Source organism: Pseudomonas sp. 14P_5.3_Bac1 (assembly GCF_025466135.1).
Lineage (GTDB): Bacteria > Pseudomonadota > Gammaproteobacteria > Pseudomonadales > Pseudomonadaceae > Aquipseudomonas.
The window spans coordinates 279,869-295,892 of record NZ_JANLOF010000056.1 but is presented as its reverse complement, the minus strand read 5'-3'; the positions used below and the strand labels follow the sequence as shown (position 1 = coordinate 295,892).

At 57.2% G+C, this 16,024-nt stretch carries 21 protein-coding genes; 17 read left to right on the top strand and 4 right to left on the bottom strand.

Translation table 11 applies throughout. The annotated features are described in order from the left end of the window. The first annotated feature begins 219 nt into the window (after positions 1-219). The 6 genes from NTD89_RS13710 (at position 220) to NTD89_RS13685 (ending at position 4,067) form a co-directional block, all read left to right on the top strand. Positions 220-468: a hypothetical protein gene (locus NTD89_RS13710; protein ID WP_262208218.1), complete on the top strand. Its 249-nt coding sequence runs from the start codon at positions 220-222 to the stop codon at positions 466-468. After that, positions 469-870 carry a DUF6911 family protein gene (locus NTD89_RS13705; protein ID WP_262208217.1) on the top strand — a complete coding sequence of 134 codons (402 nt, stop codon included), beginning with the start codon at positions 469-471 and terminating at the stop codon, positions 868-870. Between the two features lie 620 nt (positions 871-1,490). Further along, positions 1,491-2,165 (top strand): hypothetical protein, encoded by a 675-nt coding sequence (locus NTD89_RS13700; protein ID WP_315975609.1) that lies wholly within the window; start codon positions 1,491-1,493, stop codon positions 2,163-2,165. 365 nt (positions 2,166-2,530) lie between these two features. Next, positions 2,531-2,815 (top strand): hypothetical protein, encoded by a 285-nt coding sequence (locus tag NTD89_RS13695; RefSeq protein WP_119738321.1) that lies wholly within the window; start codon positions 2,531-2,533, stop codon positions 2,813-2,815. Positions 2,816-2,974: 159 nt separating this feature from the next. Next, positions 2,975-3,361 carry a hypothetical protein gene (locus NTD89_RS13690; RefSeq protein WP_262208215.1) on the top strand — a complete coding sequence of 129 codons (387 nt, stop codon included), beginning with the start codon at positions 2,975-2,977 and terminating at the stop codon, positions 3,359-3,361. Between the two features lie 226 nt (positions 3,362-3,587). Next, positions 3,588-4,067 carry a hypothetical protein gene (locus NTD89_RS13685; RefSeq protein WP_262208214.1) on the top strand — a complete coding sequence of 160 codons (480 nt, stop codon included), beginning with the start codon at positions 3,588-3,590 and terminating at the stop codon, positions 4,065-4,067. 87 nt (positions 4,068-4,154) lie between these two features. Here the strand turns inward: NTD89_RS13685 and NTD89_RS13680 are convergent, their stop codons facing one another. Next, entirely contained in the window at positions 4,155-4,409 is a 255-nt protein-coding gene (locus NTD89_RS13680) for a hypothetical protein (RefSeq protein WP_017136667.1), read from the bottom strand. 679 nt (positions 4,410-5,088) lie between these two features. On the opposite strand from NTD89_RS13680, the gene NTD89_RS13675 reads away from it, so the two are divergent. The 4 genes from NTD89_RS13675 to NTD89_RS13660 all read left to right on the top strand — a co-directional run bounded on the left by NTD89_RS13675 (position 5,089) and on the right by NTD89_RS13660 (position 8,833). Next, positions 5,089-7,659, top strand: a complete 2,571-nt coding sequence (locus NTD89_RS13675; RefSeq protein WP_262208212.1) for an autotransporter outer membrane beta-barrel domain-containing protein — start codon at positions 5,089-5,091, stop codon at positions 7,657-7,659. A 69-nt stretch (positions 7,660-7,728) separates the two neighbouring features. Further along, the gene (locus NTD89_RS13670; RefSeq protein WP_262208211.1) at positions 7,729-8,295 is read left to right on the top strand and encodes a hypothetical protein; all 567 of its coding nucleotides are present in this window, start codon (positions 7,729-7,731) and stop codon (positions 8,293-8,295) included. A 146-nt stretch (positions 8,296-8,441) separates the two neighbouring features. After that, entirely contained in the window at positions 8,442-8,564 is a 123-nt protein-coding gene (locus NTD89_RS13665) for a hypothetical protein (protein WP_262208210.1), read from the top strand. Positions 8,565-8,710: 146 nt separating this feature from the next. Continuing rightward, entirely contained in the window at positions 8,711-8,833 is a 123-nt protein-coding gene (locus NTD89_RS13660; RefSeq protein WP_262208208.1) for a hypothetical protein, read from the top strand. A 150-nt stretch (positions 8,834-8,983) separates the two neighbouring features. Here the strand turns inward: NTD89_RS13660 and NTD89_RS13655 are convergent, their stop codons facing one another. Both NTD89_RS13655 and NTD89_RS13650 read right to left on the bottom strand, forming a co-directional pair. Continuing rightward, on the bottom strand, positions 8,984-9,571 hold the full coding sequence (locus NTD89_RS13655) for a hypothetical protein (protein WP_119738306.1): 588 nt from the start codon (positions 9,569-9,571) through the stop codon (positions 8,984-8,986). A 16-nt stretch (positions 9,572-9,587) separates the two neighbouring features. Further along, positions 9,588-10,199 (bottom strand): hypothetical protein, encoded by a 612-nt coding sequence (locus tag NTD89_RS13650; RefSeq protein ID WP_124416142.1) that lies wholly within the window; start codon positions 10,197-10,199, stop codon positions 9,588-9,590. Between the two features lie 198 nt (positions 10,200-10,397). On the opposite strand from NTD89_RS13650, the gene NTD89_RS13645 reads away from it, so the two are divergent. From NTD89_RS13645 to NTD89_RS13615, 7 genes are all read left to right on the top strand, one after another. After that, positions 10,398-10,562, top strand: coding sequence for a hypothetical protein (locus NTD89_RS13645; RefSeq protein ID WP_262208207.1), 165 nt, complete (start codon positions 10,398-10,400; stop codon positions 10,560-10,562). A gap of 89 nt (positions 10,563-10,651) precedes the next feature. After that, positions 10,652-11,332 (top strand): CsgG/HfaB family protein, encoded by a 681-nt coding sequence (locus NTD89_RS13640; protein ID WP_010214228.1) that lies wholly within the window; start codon positions 10,652-10,654, stop codon positions 11,330-11,332. Positions 11,333-11,361: 29 nt separating this feature from the next. After that, positions 11,362-11,724 (top strand): DUF4810 domain-containing protein, encoded by a 363-nt coding sequence (locus tag NTD89_RS13635; RefSeq protein WP_106577341.1) that lies wholly within the window; start codon positions 11,362-11,364, stop codon positions 11,722-11,724. Continuing rightward, positions 11,721-12,371, top strand: coding sequence for a DUF799 domain-containing protein (locus NTD89_RS13630; RefSeq protein WP_145159672.1), 651 nt, complete (start codon positions 11,721-11,723; stop codon positions 12,369-12,371). Before NTD89_RS13635 ends, NTD89_RS13630 begins: the two co-directional genes overlap by 4 nt. Before the next feature lie 220 nt (positions 12,372-12,591). Beyond that, on the top strand, positions 12,592-14,232 hold the full coding sequence (locus NTD89_RS13625; RefSeq protein WP_262208204.1) for a vWA domain-containing protein: 1,641 nt from the start codon (positions 12,592-12,594) through the stop codon (positions 14,230-14,232). Positions 14,233-14,384: 152 nt separating this feature from the next. Continuing rightward, entirely contained in the window at positions 14,385-14,957 is a 573-nt protein-coding gene (locus NTD89_RS13620; RefSeq protein ID WP_145159676.1) for an RNA polymerase sigma factor, read from the top strand. After that, positions 14,954-15,547 (top strand): hypothetical protein, encoded by a 594-nt coding sequence (locus NTD89_RS13615; RefSeq protein WP_262208202.1) that lies wholly within the window; start codon positions 14,954-14,956, stop codon positions 15,545-15,547. The genes NTD89_RS13620 and NTD89_RS13615 overlap by 4 nt, the downstream gene beginning before the upstream one ends. A 198-nt stretch (positions 15,548-15,745) precedes the next feature. Here the strand turns inward: NTD89_RS13615 and NTD89_RS13610 are convergent, their stop codons facing one another. Continuing rightward, entirely contained in the window at positions 15,746-15,967 is a 222-nt protein-coding gene (locus NTD89_RS13610; protein ID WP_262208200.1) for a hypothetical protein, read from the bottom strand. Positions 15,968-16,024: the final 57 nt, after the last annotated feature.

Below are 16,024 nucleotides of genomic sequence, written 5' to 3'. Positions count from 1 at the left end.
CCACGTTTTTCCGTTTTTCGTTTTTTAGAGTTCAGCAGAGTTGCTCTTTAAAAACATGATTTATTTTTTGTGATTTTTTGTTTTTGTCGTCCTCGGAAGAATAGTGGTCTGACCCCTATTTTTCTCAACGAGGCGGACCCGAAAATACCTTCGTTGATCACGGATAGGATTGCATATAAAGCCGCTGCGAATCCTGGCAAACTTTATCCAAACGGAAATATGAAAGATGCCTACGCTGAAATCGGTGTGATCCAGCAAGCATATAGCTCTGGTAAAAATGCCGGAGCGGACATGTCTATGACAGTCACAGGGAAAGATGTATGCGGATTCTGCAAAGGTGACATAGCCGCTGCCGCAGAAAAGGCTGAGTTGAAATATTTAACCGTAAGAGCTATAGATGATAAAACAGGACTTCCGAAAAACTATTACTGGGAGTCAGGTATGAAGTCTATTAAGGAGAAAAAATAGATGATCATCGGAGGGTATACCCTTAGTCCTGAGCATGGCAAATCGCAAATCCCTCTCATTGATCAGCCGACCATGGAAGATGTAAGGTCCATTATATGTGAATATAGTAAAGTCGACGGCGTCGCTTCGTTGTCTATTTCCCCGGCACCTGAAGCCGGACCTTACGAAATCAATCTTTATGCTGATTCTGGAAATTATATTGTGATGCTGAACCAATACCTTGATGATGGTGAGCATGTTGTGCGTACTCTTAATAATACGTCGACTGGAGCAAAATTGGTTGATGTTCTGGGCGATTACTATCCGGAGAGTTTTGTCACAAGAAATATAGATATCGTTATTTCTTGTTTTCAAGAATTTTTGAGGTCCGGTGATGTAAGCTTTGCAGTGTTGAATGCTTAAAGTAAAAAGGAAAAAGGAAAAATATAGGGCAGACCCTGAGGGATCCCCACAAATTTACTCCAAGCTCTGCGCCTGATGAAGGACCTCATCACGCAGAGCATGCTCCAATATCTCCAGTTGTTCTCGGCCACCAAAATGAAAAAGGAGACGGATTTATTTAATTTTCCGAGTTCTTTCTTACTTTAATAAATCTGTCCCCTTTTCGCCGCAGGAAAAGCCAAGGTTCAAGGTGTAACAGTCAAAGTCGGTGTTCCCGCCCCGAGTAAAACAGGTGTAGCAGAATTTAAGGTGGAACCATGGATCAAGAAGTAATTCAGTGCGAGCGCTCGGGCGTAAACCCGAAATGGCCCTCCTTCAAAAGTGTGCTGGGGCGCATAGCCAAGGGGCCACACGTCTCAGATGAATACGAGTTGAATGGCATCCGTGAATATGTTGAGCGCGGCGATGCATTTGCGAAGCCATCAATGCCTGTACCGAATAGTGACAACGTTACGCGTAGTAGCTCCGAATGGATGGCCGTCACACGAGCCCACAAGGTATTGGCAACCGCCCCAGATAACCCGCAATGGCTTCTGGAATTGGCCCATTGGCTGCGCTATTACCAAGTAGGAATTTGGCAGTTGTTCTTCTGGGCGGGTCAGTTCGACATTATTGCCAAAGCGGCAGGCAATGATCGACGCCGCCAAAACTACAGCATCCAAACCGCCACCAATATGATGGCCGCCATGGCGATCCTAGGATGGAAGGATGCCGTCATCCATCAGGGCTATCTCACCCATGCGGCTCTCAACCGTGGGCATCAATTAGTGATTGAGTACGAAGAGCAACACCGCCGCGCCCAAGCCTTTATGCTGCGTGTGTTTGCCGATTGGGTGGGCGATGTCTCGCATCAATGGCCTGCTTATGCTTACGACGAACCCATCTACGAAGCCTTGTTGGCCAAGTGGCGCACTCCCAGCCCCGACGACCTGATGCCCTGCCTGTTGGCCGCGTGTGACCGCCACACTTGGCAAACCGGCAAAGAGAGCCTGAAGAATTCCTACGACTTCAATCAGGACTGGCACTTGGAGCGCGTGCCGGTGGAAATTCTCTATATCCTGCGCCTACGCCAGTGGGAAGGTTTAGCCAATCCGCAGAAGATTGATCATCCGCTGCTGGCCGCGCCCTTTGACCAATTGCCGCCCGAGCAACCAGTGCCTGAGTTGGACAAGTTGATGCAAGGTGTGCTCAAGCGCGCAAGGGAAGACTGGCCACATTACGATGAAGTACTGTCTTTGCCAGCATTGAAGAGTTGAATAGGTGCAAAAGGGCTTTGAAGGGAAGAAATAGGGGTCAGACCACGGTTTTTTTCTTTACCCCCTGGATATATAGCGGTATCTCGCTGGGTTTCTGCTGACGAGATTCCTTATTGGATACAAAATGGAGGAACGGCTATTCCCAATGGCATTGGAGCTGGTGGACGTGTATATGTAACAATTCCGGGTGCGGCTAAGCCAGGCGGGACTGGTCCTGTACGGATAGACTTTGCCATTCCAGAAAAAGCTCTAAGTCAGGGAGGGAAGCCAGAATGGAAGCAAATTTTTCAACCCGCTCAGAGTACACCTGTTTATAACGTTAAAATAAATGTGCCCGATGGCGTCAAACTTCCAGGAGTGACACCATGAGTTATATTGATGTGGTTGAATTTGGATTGGTTATTCGTCGGCAAGAGCTATTATCTAAGTTAATAGATATTGATAGGTTGTCAGCGGTGCTTGAGTTTGATATGCCGCTTGATATAAGCGCTGATCTGGTTTCCTTTGGGCCCTGTTTCGGTGGAGAGGCTGCGAATGAATTCATTCGCCGTTTGGAGGCGTTGGGCTTGCAATACGTTGATGATTTTTTTGTTTTTTCTGGGGACTTCCCGTTGTGGTGTAAATTTAAAGTAGCTATAAATAAAGGTTAGTTGGCAAAAAAATTATAGGTGCAAGAAGTATCGGTAATTGATTTTTCATCTGGTAAAAAAAAGAAAAAGGGGACGGATTTATTTAATTTTCCGAGTGCTTTGTTAATTAAATAAATCTGTCCCCTTTTCGCCTGGATTAAATTAGGGTGATATATGAGCATGTTGTCAGAAGATTTTGATTTTCTACTGCTGTCCGGCTGTTATTTGGAAATGATTTCTTTTGGAGTCCGTATCACCAAGCTAGACTTTTCGAGGCCGCAGACGTTCCCTGGTGTATCTCCATATAAAGTTTCTTTCTGCGTAGAAGCTGGATTGAAGTATCGAATTGGAAATGTCGTTGGTCAACGTGATTTTGCTGACTCGTCAACCAGTGCGCCCTTGTTAGACTTTTTGTTAATGGACGTTCAGTCGGTTGAGGAAGTTAAGCCTGCTACGCTACAGATAACATTCTGCACGGGAGATAAAATTTTAGTCGAGCCTAACGATACAGGTGATTGCGAATCCTACTCAATTTATCTTGATTCCGGTGACGTGATCGTAATATGACGCTGGAGATAAGATGGAATCATAACGAGCGGTTTTATTTGTTTTCAGAAGTTGCGTTGGTGGCGATAGACTAAAAATTTATTGCGGTTGATTGCTTTTAGCTAGTGGGTTAGTGTGAAAATAGGGGGCAGACCACTATGCAAAGGGGACAGATTTATTTAAGTAAATAGCTGTTAATAGATCTGTCCCCTTTGCAAGGTTACAACGCTAGTCAAGGGTGTGTACCATGACATTAGAAAATTATCCTCGAAAAACAGTATTTTTTGCATTTTTGCTATGTCCGTTTTTTTCGGGCTTGGCGGCTGTTCCTATGATGTTAATTACGGTGCTGATAACAGTATTTAAAAAACCATCATTGATCGGAGAGGTGAGAAGCGGTGAGCTATTTTCACTTTTTATTACCGTTCCCATCATGGCGCAATTGATTTTTCTTTTCCCCGCTGTGGTGCTGGCGATAGTAGTAACTTTTTTTAAGCTTGAAGGCAGGGCTGGCAGTTATTTAGTGATTTCAATTGTAAGCGCTGTTGTTTCATCCGCTTGGATGTCTAGTATTGTTTTTTTCTTTATAAGTGAAGTTGAAAATTATCAATTGATGAGAAATATATTTCCTGTGGTTTTGAGTTTTTTGTTGGGAGGTATTTCAACGGGGGTAGCTGCCTATTGGTTTCTGCCCAGGCAAAGGGGACAGATTTATTTAAGTAAATAGCTGTTAATAAATCTGTCCCCTTTGCAATACCGTTGCGGATAAGGTCAATTCCACCTTGGGGCAAACTCGTCAGCCGCCCTGTCGCGGTCAGTTGACGCTGTTAAGCCTGCGAATGATGACATCCAGCAAATCACACCCATCACGCAGCGGAATAGCCAGCAATTGGGCGAAGTCTTGAAGCACCACGGCATCGCTGCTGAGCTGTTCGCGGAAGGCCAGGTTTTCCAGCAGTTGCGTGACGGCGCGAATCCGGTACGCGGCGGCGTCGTGGAGCACGTCGAGGGGCGCACTGGTGTCGATAAGCAGAGCGGGGACGGTGCAGTCGTGGCCCGTTAGGGGCATGTATTGGTTCATGGTGAAACCTCGGTCAGTAGAGTGAAGCTGTCACCTATCGTCGCCAAACGAATGGGTGACAGCTGTACGCAGGTTGGCGAACCGGGACCGAGTTCCGGCAGACCCGAAGGTCTCCCGCGCACAGCTGCCATAAAGCAGCGATGCGGGTACGGAAGCCCCTGCAAGCAAGCAGAAAGCTTTCGCATACGGTCAACGGATCGCCAAATCCGATCGCCCTTGTTGGGCGACGGGCCGGACTATAAGCCCCGCACCCAAACCCACGCAAGGCATCAACGCCCTGACTCAAACCCCTGCGTCCTATCCCCAACCCCCACCGACGCCAACGCTTCCGGCCGTCTGCTCACGGGTATTAAGCAAATCCCCAGTCGTTTCGGGAAGCGTCCTACCGCAAAAGGAACCATTTCCCTCAAGCCCGGGTCTTTACCCCGCCCACCCGCAACCGGTCGGGCTGCATGGACTGCAGCGTTTTCAAAATACATTAAGGATTAATGTGAACCTCGCCTCCCTATTCCCTTTTCTGCCACCACCGGCTGCGGTGCGTTTGCTCGCGCCTGCGTTTCAGAAAGGCGCCTTGGGAGCATGCACTCGGATCAAGTGATCCTTCGCTCAGCACACCTACGGCCGCCGGGCTTATTGGCGGCTTTGACTGTAGTTCATGGAGTTTGAAATGAAGCGTAAGCCGTTCCAGAAAACCCTGTTGGCCTTGATGGTCAGCGCAGGCGCCGCGCACGTTGCTGCGGTGGAATTTGACGTCAGCAGCGGCCAGAACACGTGGAAAGGCCAGGTGTTCAACGAGCCTGTGACCTTGGTCGGTTCGCGCAATGTGGTGGCCACCCAGCGTTATGTCGATGGGGCGAGTGTTGCCGAGACCGATATTCAGGGCTCGCTGATCAACCGCGCCGACTACACCATCGATGGCAGTGGCCTCAACATTCGCGGGTTCGTGGTGGATGGTGCGATTGACTCAGATCTCAGAGCCCGTGGCGGCATTATCACCGGCGATGTGGTTCAGTCCGGTGTGATCAGGCTGACCAACCAGACCTGGGCCGAAGGGTTTGAGGTAGGCGCCGCCACCGTCGGCGGCAACGTGATCAACACGGGCACCATCATCACCGTCGACGTGCCGGGTTCCGGCCCCGAGAGCGACGGCGAGGGGATCTACCTCAACGGCACCACCGTAGGCGGCGATGTCGTCAACTCCGGCCTGGTGGACGTGACGTCCTACTACGGCTTCGGCCTGATCCTGGACACCCACAACAATTTGCCGGTGACCGTCGGCGGCAAGATTCTCAACTCCGGCACTATTCGCGTCACCGGTGAAGAGGCGCTGGGCATCGAGGTGGAAACCGACACCAGTGACCTGCGCATTGAAAACAGTGGGTTGGTGACGGTCAATGGCGGCCTTGCCAGAGCGGTGCGGTTCGACTCCGGTACTTACGACTATCTGCTCAACACCGGCACCCTCGAAGCCAATGGCGCCAACGCGGTCGCTGTCAGCCTGCGGGGCGCGACCTTTACCTTGAACCCACAGACGGGCGCGCGCGGCATCGTCAACCGTGGCCTGATCAAGGCCGACAGCACGGCGATCCTGGTGGATGCGCGGTACCAAACCTCGCCTTTCGAAATCAACCAGCAAGCCGGCGAGATCCGCAGTAACGCCGGCACCGCCATCGACGCCGCCAACCTCGCCACGCTGAACTGGACCGGCGGCAAAATCGCCGGCGACCTGCTCAACTTGAGCGCGGTGAATGTCGCGGGCCAGGCTGATTTCGTCGGCCAGCGCATCATCGCGCCGGTCTCGGTCAACGCCGGTTCGTTGAACCTCTCTGCGCCGGGCACCACGATCACCGGCGACCTCAACGTCGCCAGCGGCGCGGGCATTGATATGCACTTGGCCGACAGCGTGGTGCCGACCACGCCGTACCTGACGGTCAACGGCACGGCCAATTTTGCCCAGGCCTCAAAGCTGACCGTGAGCGCCAACCCTGGCGATTTCACCCGCACCAACAACGGCACCCAGTACACACTGCTGCAAGCCAGCAGCGTGCAAAACAACGGGCTGTCTGTTGCCAGTTCTTCATCGCTGCTCAACGTGCTCAGCTACTCGGCGGATGCCCAAACGGTCAAGGCTGTCGTCGCGGTTAAAGACAACCAGCAAGTGCAGCAGGAACTTGCCGGTGCGGGTGCCACCGCCGCAGCGGCGACGGCGGTCAATACCTTCAAGAACGAGGTGCTCGGCGGGCTGAACCAGAACGACCCCGTGTTCCAGTCCCTCGCCAACGCCGGTACTGCGCAACAGCTTGCTCAGGTGAGCGAGCAGCTCAAGCCAGACGTCAACCGTGGCGCGCTGGACGTGGCGTTGTCGGGTCAAACCGTGATCAACGGTGCGATCTTCAACCGCCTCACTGATCAGCGCGAAGGCCATCAAACCGGCGGCGTGTGGGTGCAGGGCCTGAGCAGCAACATGGACCAGGACGGCCGTGGCGGCAACAACGGCTACTCGGCCAACAGCAGCGGCATGGCGGTGGGTGTGGACGGTCGCTTGAACGACACCACCCGCTTGGGCGTGGCCTACAGCTACCTCAACTCCAACATCCACTCCGACCTGGGCAACAAGACTGACGTCGAGGGCCACGCGCTGTCGCTGTATGGCAACTGGGCGCTGCAAAACTGGTTTGTCGACGGCAGCCTCAGCTACGGCCACAACGACAACGACAGCAAACGTCATGTGGCAGGCACTACGGCCAAGGGCAGCTACGACAGTAATGTATTGGCGGCCAGCGTGATCGGCGGTTATAGCTTCAAGCCGTCGCAGGCGGTGGTGATCGAGCCGCGCGTGGCGGCGCGTTATGCCAACGTGCGCATGGATGGCTACGACGAGAAGGGCTCTTCGGCAGCGCTGAGCACCCGCTCGCAACGCTACGAAGTGGGTGAGCTGGGCGCCGGCCTGCGGTTGGCAGGCAACCTGCCGATGGGTGCTGGCAAGCTGCAACCGGAAGCAACCCTGATGGCCTATCACGACCTGATGGGCGATCGCGTCGCGCAAACTTCCGGCTTCGTGGCAGGTGGCTCGCCATTCACCGTCACCGGCGCTTCGGTGGCGCGTGACAGTTATGAAGCCAGCGTGGGCGTGAACTACCAGGTGTCGGACTTTACCGTGGGCGCCAGCTACACCCGCCAGGCGCGCAGTGGGTTTGACGCCGATGGCGTAATGCTCAAGGCACGGTATGCCTTTTAAGCGCTGACGGCGTTGCTCGGTCCGGGGCCTGCTGGCCCCGGACCACGATTATTCAACCTCGAGGTTCTTATGAAAGCATCCATCGCAATCCCCGTCGCGCTGGCCTTTGCCGTGCTGATGGCGGGGTGCAGCAGCCATCGGCTTGCCGAGCAAAACTTCTCGAAGCCTGTGGTTCCGTTGGCCACCAATGACCATCAGGCCAGCCTGACATTTCGCACCAAGGGCGGCGCAGGCGACAACCCCGTGACCTATTCCCTGGCGTACGCGGAGTCGAGTTATGGCCTGGCCGAGGCTGGCGAGCGGGTTTACGACGGGTATTACTTCAGCCGCGTGCCGGGCTACCTGAAAAAAATCGGCGGTGGCACTGACTCTATCGACAAAGTGATCGAGGCCAACAAACCGCTGCGCATACACGCGAACGTCAAGCAGCAGATCGCGACGCTCAACGGCATTCCGATGCATTCCATGTTTGGCTATGCCATTACGGCGCAACCGGCGACTCAGGTGTTTACGCCGCAGCCGAAGAAGCATTACCTGATTGAGACGGTCATCAGTGATGCGTTTGTGATGAGCATTTATGAACTGACGGCGACGGGTGAGCGCAAACCGGTGGAGGTGACAGTGGCCGCGGACTGAGCCGGCGACGCAATTGCCAAGGCGAGCACTGCGACCGTGGCGAGCGGGCTTGCCCCGCGCTGGGTTGCGAAGCGACCCCCAAAAATGGGCCTGCTACGCAGTCCAACGCGGGGCAAGCCCGCTCGCCACAGGGTGCGATCGTCACCGTGCAGCCGAAGAAGCATTACCTGATTGAGACGGTCATCAGTGATGCGTTTGTGATGAGCATTTATGAAGTGACGGCGACGGGTGAGCGCAAACCGGTGAAGGTGACAGTGGCCGCGGACTGAGCCGGCGACGCACTTGCCAAGGCGAGCACTGCGACCGTGGCGAGCGGGCTTGCCCCGTGTTGGGTTGCGAAGCGCCCCCCAAAAATGGGCCTGCTACGCAGTCCAACGCGGGGCGAGCCCGCTCGCCACAGGGTGCGATCGCTACCGTGCAGCCGAAGAAGCATTACCTGATTGAGACGGTCATCAGTGATGCGTTTGTGATGAGCATTTATGAAGTGACGGCGACGGGTGAGCGCAAACCGGTGGAGGTGACAGTGGCCGCGCACTGAGCCGGCGACGCACTTGCCAAGGCGAGCACTGCGACCGTGGCGAGCGGGCTTGCCCCGCGTTGGGTTGCGAAGCGACCCCAAAAAAATGGGCCTGCTACGCAGTCCAACGCGGGGCAAGCCCGCTCGCCACAGGGTGCGATCGCTACCGAATCAGAACAACTTGCGCTGCACCGCCTCGTCCAGCGTGCTTCGCGTCAACGCTTCAACCACTTCACCCGTGTTCGCCTGGAACGGGATGCCCAGGATCAGCACCAGGTGCATCCAGGTGCGCACGGATTCGCTTTTGCTCACCCGGCCCAATTCTTTGCCGTCCTTGTCCTTGAACACCGTTTCCATCGTGAAGGTGTTTTTCGCCGTGGACGGAATAATGAAGAAGGTGGCACCGGTAATGATCGCCGAGGCCATGCTGAACTGTTCGTTGTTATACAGCTTGGCGTCAGCGTAAATGTCCGAGTCCACTTTGTCAGTGCTTACCCGCGCGAAGCGGTTGGACTGGCGGAAGGCATCCGCCACAGCTTTTTCCCATAGCGCTGCCGGGGCGCCGGCGGCGGCGTTGGCGGGGCCACCGTTGACCTGGTTCAGCGCTGTGGTGCGCACAAATGCGCTGGGTTTCTGTGCTGGCGCGTTGGCGGTCGGCGGCCACGTCTGCACCGGTGGCAGTTCGTGTTGCGAGTAGGACACGCAACCGCTCAGCAAGATCGCGGCGAGGACCAGGCTGTGCTTGATCAATCCTTTCATGTGTTGCTCCTTGAATTCAGGGTTTGGCCAGTTTGGCGGTAGCGGTGTCGAGCAGTTGCGCGACCAGTTTGTTCAGCTGCTGGGCGCCCATCGACGGTGCCCAGTATTCGCCGCCATACAGACCGACGTTGTGTTCGAACTTGAGCGCTTGCTCGGCCGTGGCCAGTTCTTTGCCGTTGCGGTCGACGATCACCAGGTTGCCGGCCACGTCGAAGCTGTCGACGTAGATCGGCCCGTTGACCCAGATCCAGATCGTCAGCGTCAGCAGTGCGCCGGGTATGTAGGCCGGGTGCGGTGCGCGATGGCCTTTGAGTGAGGTCATGTTGAATTTGAGCACCACGTCGTTTTCTTCCAGGCGCGTGGGGTACTCGGTGACCTGCTTGAAGTAACCCGCCGCGCGCACGTACTGGTTGAGCTGGGCCGTGAGCGAGCGGCTGATCGCAGTTTTGTTGGCCTCGTTGACGTCGGCGGCGTTCACCGTCACGTCAGCGATTTGTGCACTGCGCGGGCTGCTGGCAGCAGCCGGGTGGAGCGGGGCACCGATGGGGCCGGTGACGGTGTAGGAGACGCAGCCGGTCATCGACAGCGTCGCGATCAGGGCCGCAGCCCTCAGGAGGGTGTTCAACACGCAATATCCCTATTTAATGAGCAAGCCAAGCCAGTGTCTCGACCGGTGGCTGTGAAACTTGAGGTGGGCGCGCAGCTTAGCAGGCCGCCGTTGGGCGGCGAACTTCACGGTGGCGGCAAAACCGCTTGAGTACATCGGGCAACCCCGTAAAATGCCGCGGCATTGGCTACATCGCATTTTTCAAGGACGAATCAAGCAATGCGCACTTCTGCTTTTCTCCCCGTCACCTGCCTGATGGCGGGCTGCACTTTCCAGCCGGGCCGCTGCGCGTCGGTCATCCTTGCCAAAACACCTGCCTGCTGGCCCGACACCTTTGATGTTGAGGTACTGGGCAAGATCGCGCGTTTTTTCAGCAAGTTCTGATCGCCGCGACAGCGTAGTTGACGTACACAACAGTCCCTCCCGCGGGTTCACCCGCTGCAACCGCGGACCTCTCACCCTAGGAGCACCCTGTGAAAACACTGTCCAAAATCCTGCTGTCTGGCCTCACCGCCGCAGCGCTGCTGACCGTGGCCGGTTGCGCCACGGAGAGCAACCGCGCGATGCCGGTAGAACAAGTCGCCAGCGCCAACGTCGCCTATTCCGGCGTGCGCGTGCCGATTGCCGTGGGCAAGTTCGATAATCGTTCGAGCTACATGCGCGGCATCTTCTCCGACGGCGTTGACCGCCTCGGTGGCCAAGCCAAGACCATCCTGATCACCCACCTGCAGCAGACCAACCGCTTCAGCGTGCTGGACCGCGACAACATGGGCGAAATTTCCCAGGAAGCCGCGATCAAAGGCACCGTACAGAAGCTTAAAGGCGCGGACTACGTAGTGACCGGCGACGTCACCGAGTTCGGCCGCAAAGAGACCGGCGACCGCCAGCTGTTCGGCATTCTTGGCCGTGGTAAAACCCAAGTGGCTTACGCCAAAGTCGCGCTGAACATCGTCAACATCAGCACTTCCGAAGTGGTGTATTCCACCCAGGGCGCCGGTGAATACGCCCTGTCCAACCGTGAAGTCATCGGCTTTGGCGGCACCGCCAGCTACGACTCCACCCTCAATGGCAAGGTCCTGGACCTGGCCATGCGCGAAGCCATCAACCGCCTCGTCGACGGCATCAACGCCGGCGCCTGGAACCCGCGCAACTGATCAGCAGCACCTCAAGGAGCAGTACACGGATGAGCAAGGCAGTGAAGTTGGCGCTGATGCTGACAACAATCGCGACGGTCGCCGGGTGCCAAACGGCGCCCCAACCCCTGTATCAGTGGGAAAGCTACCAGCCGCAGGTTTACGAGTACTTCAAGGGCGAGCCCAAGGAAGCGCAGGTTGAGGCGCTGGAGCGCGATCTGCAAAAGATCAACGCCAGTGGCCGCAAAGCGCCGCCGGGTTACCACGCCCACCTGGGCATGCTGTACATGACCATGGGCAAGGATGACCAGATGGTGCAGGAGTTTCGCACCGAGAAGGCCCTGTTCCCCGAGTCTGCTTCCTACATGGACTTTCTGCTGAAAAACGCCAAGACCGGAGTCGCCACCAAATGAGCCTGTTAAAACTCACGGGCGCCTTGCTGGCCCTGGCCTTGCTCGGCGGTTGCGCAGCGCCCAAGACCATCGATTACACGGCATACAAACAGGCGCGGCCGAAGTCGATCCTGGTACTGCCGCCGATCAATGAGTCGCCGGAAGTGCAGGCGTCCTACAGCCTGGTGTCGCAGGTGACGTACCCGCTGGCCGAAGCGGGCTACTACGTGTTGCCGATTGCCCTGGTGGACGAAACCTTCCGCCAGAACGGCCTGACCACCGCCAACGACATCCAGGGCGTGGCACCGGCCAAGCTGCATGACATCTTTGGTGCGGACGCGGCGCTGTACATCACCGTCAGCGAGTACGGCACCAAGTACATGCTGATCTCAAGCGACACCTCGGTGACGGCCTCGGCCAAACTGGTCGATCTGCGCACTGGCACCACGCTGTGGACCGGTTCGGCGCGGGCGTCGAGCGAGGAAGGCAACAACAATGGCGGCGGCCTGGTGGGCATGCTGATCACGGCGGCGGTCAAGCAGGTGATCAACAGCTCCACCGATGCCGCGCACCCGATTGCCGGCATCACCAGTGCGCGCCTGCTGTCGGCGGGGCAACGCACCGGGATTCTGTACGGTCCGCGTAATCCGAAGTACGGCACCGACTGATCCGGGTACTGAAAAGGCTGTAGATCCAATGTGGGAGCTGGCTTGCCTGCGATAGCATCACCTCGGTTTAACTGAAAAACCGAGGCGTTTGCCTCGCAGGCAAGCCAGCGTCTACACACTTGCACAGTGATCGAGGTGTTATCCGACTCCGTTTAACCCGAACCCTCCACACCTTGCGTCTGACCTTGTGAACGGATCATTCATTCACGAGGTTCAGCCCATGTCCCGTCCGCTGCTTTTCCTGTGCCCTGCTGCCCACGGCTTTACCGTTACTTTGCTGGTCGCGTTGGCCGGTTGTGGGTTGTCTTCTTCCCGTGATGCCGCCAAGCCTGAGCACGCTGCACCTGTCGCCGAACTGCAAAGCGCGCCGGTACAGGGTGCGCTGAGCAAACGCATGCCGATGCCGGCGCCAATGGCCATGCGCATGGTGAGTCAGGATTCAGCGGCGATGGCCTACCGCAGCGAGCCTCGTGAGCACTACGCAAACCTGCCGGACAACCCGGTGCACCGCGTGGCCGAAACGCCCGTCTCGACCTTCAGTGTCGATGTCGACACCGGCAGCTATGCCAACGTAAGACGCTTCCTCAACCAAGGCCGTCTACCGCCTGAAGGTGCTGTGCGATTGGAGGAAATGGTCAATTACTTCCCCTACGACTACGCACGCCCCACCGACGGCTCGCCGTTTGGCGTGACCACAGAGATCGCCGCCACACCGTGGAACCCGCACACTCAGCTGCTGCGCATCGGCATCAAGGCGTCCGACCGCACCGTCGCGGAGCTGGCGCCGGCCAACCTGGTTTTTTTGGTGGATGTGTCCGGCTCCATGGACCGCCGCGAAGGCTTGCCGCTGGTGAAAAGCACCCTGAAATTACTGGTGGACCAGCTCCGTGACCAAGACCGTGTGTCGCTGGTGGTGTATGCCGGTGAGTCTCGCGTAGTGCTCGAACCCACCTCCGGCCGCGAAAAAGCCAAGCTGCGCAACGCCATCGACCAACTCACAGCGGGCGGCTCCACAGCCGGCGCATCCGGCATCGAACTGGCCTACCAGATGGCCCGCGCAGGTTTTATCGACAAGGGCATCAACCGCATCCTGCTGGCCACTGACGGTGACTTCAACGTGGGCATCAGCGACTTCGACAGCCTCAAGCAGATGGCGGCCGGGCAGCGTAAAAGCGGCGTGTCGCTAACCACCCTGGGCTTTGGTGTGGATAACTACAACGAACACCTGATGGAGCAATTGGCCGACGCGGGCGATGGTAACTACGCCTACATCGACAACCTGCGCGAAGCGCGAAAAGTCCTCGTCGACCAGCTCAGTTCAACCCTGGCGGTTGTAGCGCGGGATGTGAAATTGCAAGTGGAATTCAACCCGGCCCAAGTCAGTGAGTACCGACTGCTGGGCTATGAAAACCGCGCCTTGAAACGTGAGGATTTCAACAACGACAAGGTGGATGCCGGCGAGATCGGCGCAGGGCATACCGTGACGGCGTTGTACGAAATTGTCCCGACGGGCCAGAAAGGCTGGCTGGAGCCGTTGCGCTACGCCGCTGCGCTGGCGACTGAACACACTTCCACCGAGTTGGCGATGCTGCGCGTGCGCTATAAGCCGGCAGCGGGCGGCGACAGCCAATTGATTGAGCGGCCCATCAGCAACCAGGCGACCAAGGCCAGCGACGACCTGCGCTTCTCGGCAGCCGTGGCAGCCTTCGCCCAACAGCTCAAGGGCGATGGCCGCTACACTGGCAGCATGAGTTTGCAGGACACCGCCGCACTGGCCCGCTCGGCCCGAGGCGATGACCCGTTCGGGCTGCGCAACGAGTTCGTGCAACTGGTGGAGTTGGCGCAGAGTCTTAAGCACTGATTTTGCCTGCAGCGCCGATCCAATGTGGGAGCTGGCTTGCCTGCGATAGCATCACTGCGGTGTGACTGAAACACCGAAGCGTCTGCATCGCGGGCAAGCCCGGCTCCCACAGGTAATCTGCATTGATCCATCGAAAGGAGTTCGCCACCTACATGGCCGTACCCGATGATTCACCCAGCGACGAAGCGCTGCTGGCCCGCTACCGAGCCGGTGACGGCGCCGCGTTCGAGGTTTTGTACGCGCGCCATCGCCAAGGTTTGTACCGGTTTCTGGTGTCGCTGAGCAACAAGGTCGAACTGGCCGAAGAGGTGTACCAGGAAACCTGGCTCAGCCTGATCCGCAGCACCACCCAGCCACAAGGTCGGGCGAGCTTTCGTACGTGGTTGTTCCAGATTGCCCGCAACCGCTTGATCGATCACTGGCGCAAGCACGGTATCCACAACCCGCTGCACGACAGCTACGATGAGCAACTGCACGCCCAGCCCGACGACAGCGCCGGCCCCGAGCAGCAACTGAGCCTGAGCCGCGACCAGGCGCGCCTCGACGCAGCGTTGCAAGACTTGCCCGAAGACCAGCGCGAAGTCTTCCTGCTGCGCCTGCACGGCGACCTCGAAGTACCGCAAATCGCCGCCCTCACCGGTGCCCCGCTGGAGACCGTCAAAAGCCGCCTGCGCTACGCCCAGCAGAAACTGCGCCGCCTGCTGGCCGAGGAGATACCCGCATGACCGACCCCCGACACACCCAGGACCCCGACGACGTGTTGCTCCAACACTTTCGTCAACACAGCACAGGCGAACCGCCTGCGTCCCTCGACGCCTTCATCCTCAACACCGCCCGCCGCGAAGCTCCAACGCCGCCGCCGAGCCTTTGGCAACGCTGGCTGAACGCCTGCCGCCAGCCGCGCTGGCAGATGGCTTTCGCCACCGTCGCCGGCGTGGCGCTGATGATCGGCGTGGTAATGCGCTCACCCGTGCCGCAACCGGAGATCTCCACCGCGACCTTCTCCGCGCCTCATCAGGAAGCCGCGCGCCCACTTGTCGAAGCGTATTCGGCACCGGCCCCGGCGCCCATGGCCCGCATGGCTACCGCACCGCCGGTTCAGGCTGAGGTCGCCGGCGCAATGGCGGATGAGCCGGCCGCGAAACTCAGCAAGCGTGCGGTGGCGTTGCCATCATTGGAGGAGGGGTTGCAGCAGATCGTGGAGCTGCGCCGGGCTGGAGAAACCAGAGCGGCCGATGAACAGCTGCTGGCGCTGCATAAGCGCTTTCCCAAGGAAGACTTGCCGGCGCGGTTGGAGGCGTTGCAGAAACGTTAATCGACACCCACGAAAAAGCCCCGGGTCTTTCGACCTGGGCAGTAATAGGCCTTTATTCATTGGGCATGTTTGGTGGTGCTTCGGTTAGGCATACACGTGGGCATACACGGCGCTTCCTTCTAGCAGCTTTTTCGAGGTATCCCCGTAGGGTAAAGCAACACCAAATGGTGGCTGATGTGTTGCCATCTAGCTGAGTAGTTACTTCTTCGTTCGACCTTCTGCCGCCAGTGAGGCGAGCGCAAGGGTGATGAATCCTGCATTTCCATCTAGGGTATCCAGTGTCCCTCGAATGTTCTGTGCCACTTCTGTAGATCCTATTTGCTCAACCCAGTTTGACAGCTCCTCGATAGCTGCCCCCAGGACCAGCTGGTTTTCATTCATGCGCTTGGGTAATGAAGCAAGCAAAGGGGTGTCTTCCATGATGTTCTCCCGCCGTGTTGTCAGGTAGTCAATCTACCTCGAGCCAGTGGCATTGCA

What these genes read in the sequence shown, in the direction of transcription:
- NTD89_RS13695 (WP_119738321.1), top strand. Translation starts at nt 2,531, where the DNA reads ATGAGTTATATTGATGTGGTTGAATTTGGATTGGTTATTCGTCGGCAA.
- NTD89_RS13675 (WP_262208212.1), top strand. Translation starts at nt 5,089, where the DNA reads ATGAAGCGTAAGCCGTTCCAGAAAACCCTGTTGGCCTTGATGGTCAGC.
- NTD89_RS13615 (WP_262208202.1), top strand. Translation starts at nt 14,954, where the DNA reads ATGACCGACCCCCGACACACCCAGGACCCCGACGACGTGTTGCTCCAA.
- NTD89_RS13630 (WP_145159672.1), top strand. Translation starts at nt 11,721, where the DNA reads ATGAGCCTGTTAAAACTCACGGGCGCCTTGCTGGCCCTGGCCTTGCTC.
- NTD89_RS13655 (WP_119738306.1), bottom strand. Translation starts at nt 9,571, where the DNA reads ATGAAAGGATTGATCAAGCACAGCCTGGTCCTCGCCGCGATCTTGCTG.
- NTD89_RS13670 (WP_262208211.1), top strand. Translation starts at nt 7,729, where the DNA reads ATGAAAGCATCCATCGCAATCCCCGTCGCGCTGGCCTTTGCCGTGCTG.
- NTD89_RS13705 (WP_262208217.1), top strand. Translation starts at nt 469, where the DNA reads ATGATCATCGGAGGGTATACCCTTAGTCCTGAGCATGGCAAATCGCAA.
- NTD89_RS13620 (WP_145159676.1), top strand. Translation starts at nt 14,385, where the DNA reads ATGGCCGTACCCGATGATTCACCCAGCGACGAAGCGCTGCTGGCCCGC.
- NTD89_RS13680 (WP_017136667.1), bottom strand. Translation starts at nt 4,409, where the DNA reads ATGCCCCTAACGGGCCACGACTGCACCGTCCCCGCTCTGCTTATCGAC.
- NTD89_RS13710 (WP_262208218.1), top strand. Translation starts at nt 220, where the DNA reads ATGAAAGATGCCTACGCTGAAATCGGTGTGATCCAGCAAGCATATAGC.
- NTD89_RS13610 (WP_262208200.1), bottom strand. Translation starts at nt 15,967, where the DNA reads ATGGAAGACACCCCTTTGCTTGCTTCATTACCCAAGCGCATGAATGAA.
- NTD89_RS13625 (WP_262208204.1), top strand. Translation starts at nt 12,592, where the DNA reads ATGTCCCGTCCGCTGCTTTTCCTGTGCCCTGCTGCCCACGGCTTTACC.
- NTD89_RS13690 (WP_262208215.1), top strand. Translation starts at nt 2,975, where the DNA reads ATGTTGTCAGAAGATTTTGATTTTCTACTGCTGTCCGGCTGTTATTTG.
- NTD89_RS13635 (WP_106577341.1), top strand. Translation starts at nt 11,362, where the DNA reads ATGAGCAAGGCAGTGAAGTTGGCGCTGATGCTGACAACAATCGCGACG.
- NTD89_RS13685 (WP_262208214.1), top strand. Translation starts at nt 3,588, where the DNA reads ATGACATTAGAAAATTATCCTCGAAAAACAGTATTTTTTGCATTTTTG.
- NTD89_RS13645 (WP_262208207.1), top strand. Translation starts at nt 10,398, where the DNA reads ATGCGCACTTCTGCTTTTCTCCCCGTCACCTGCCTGATGGCGGGCTGC.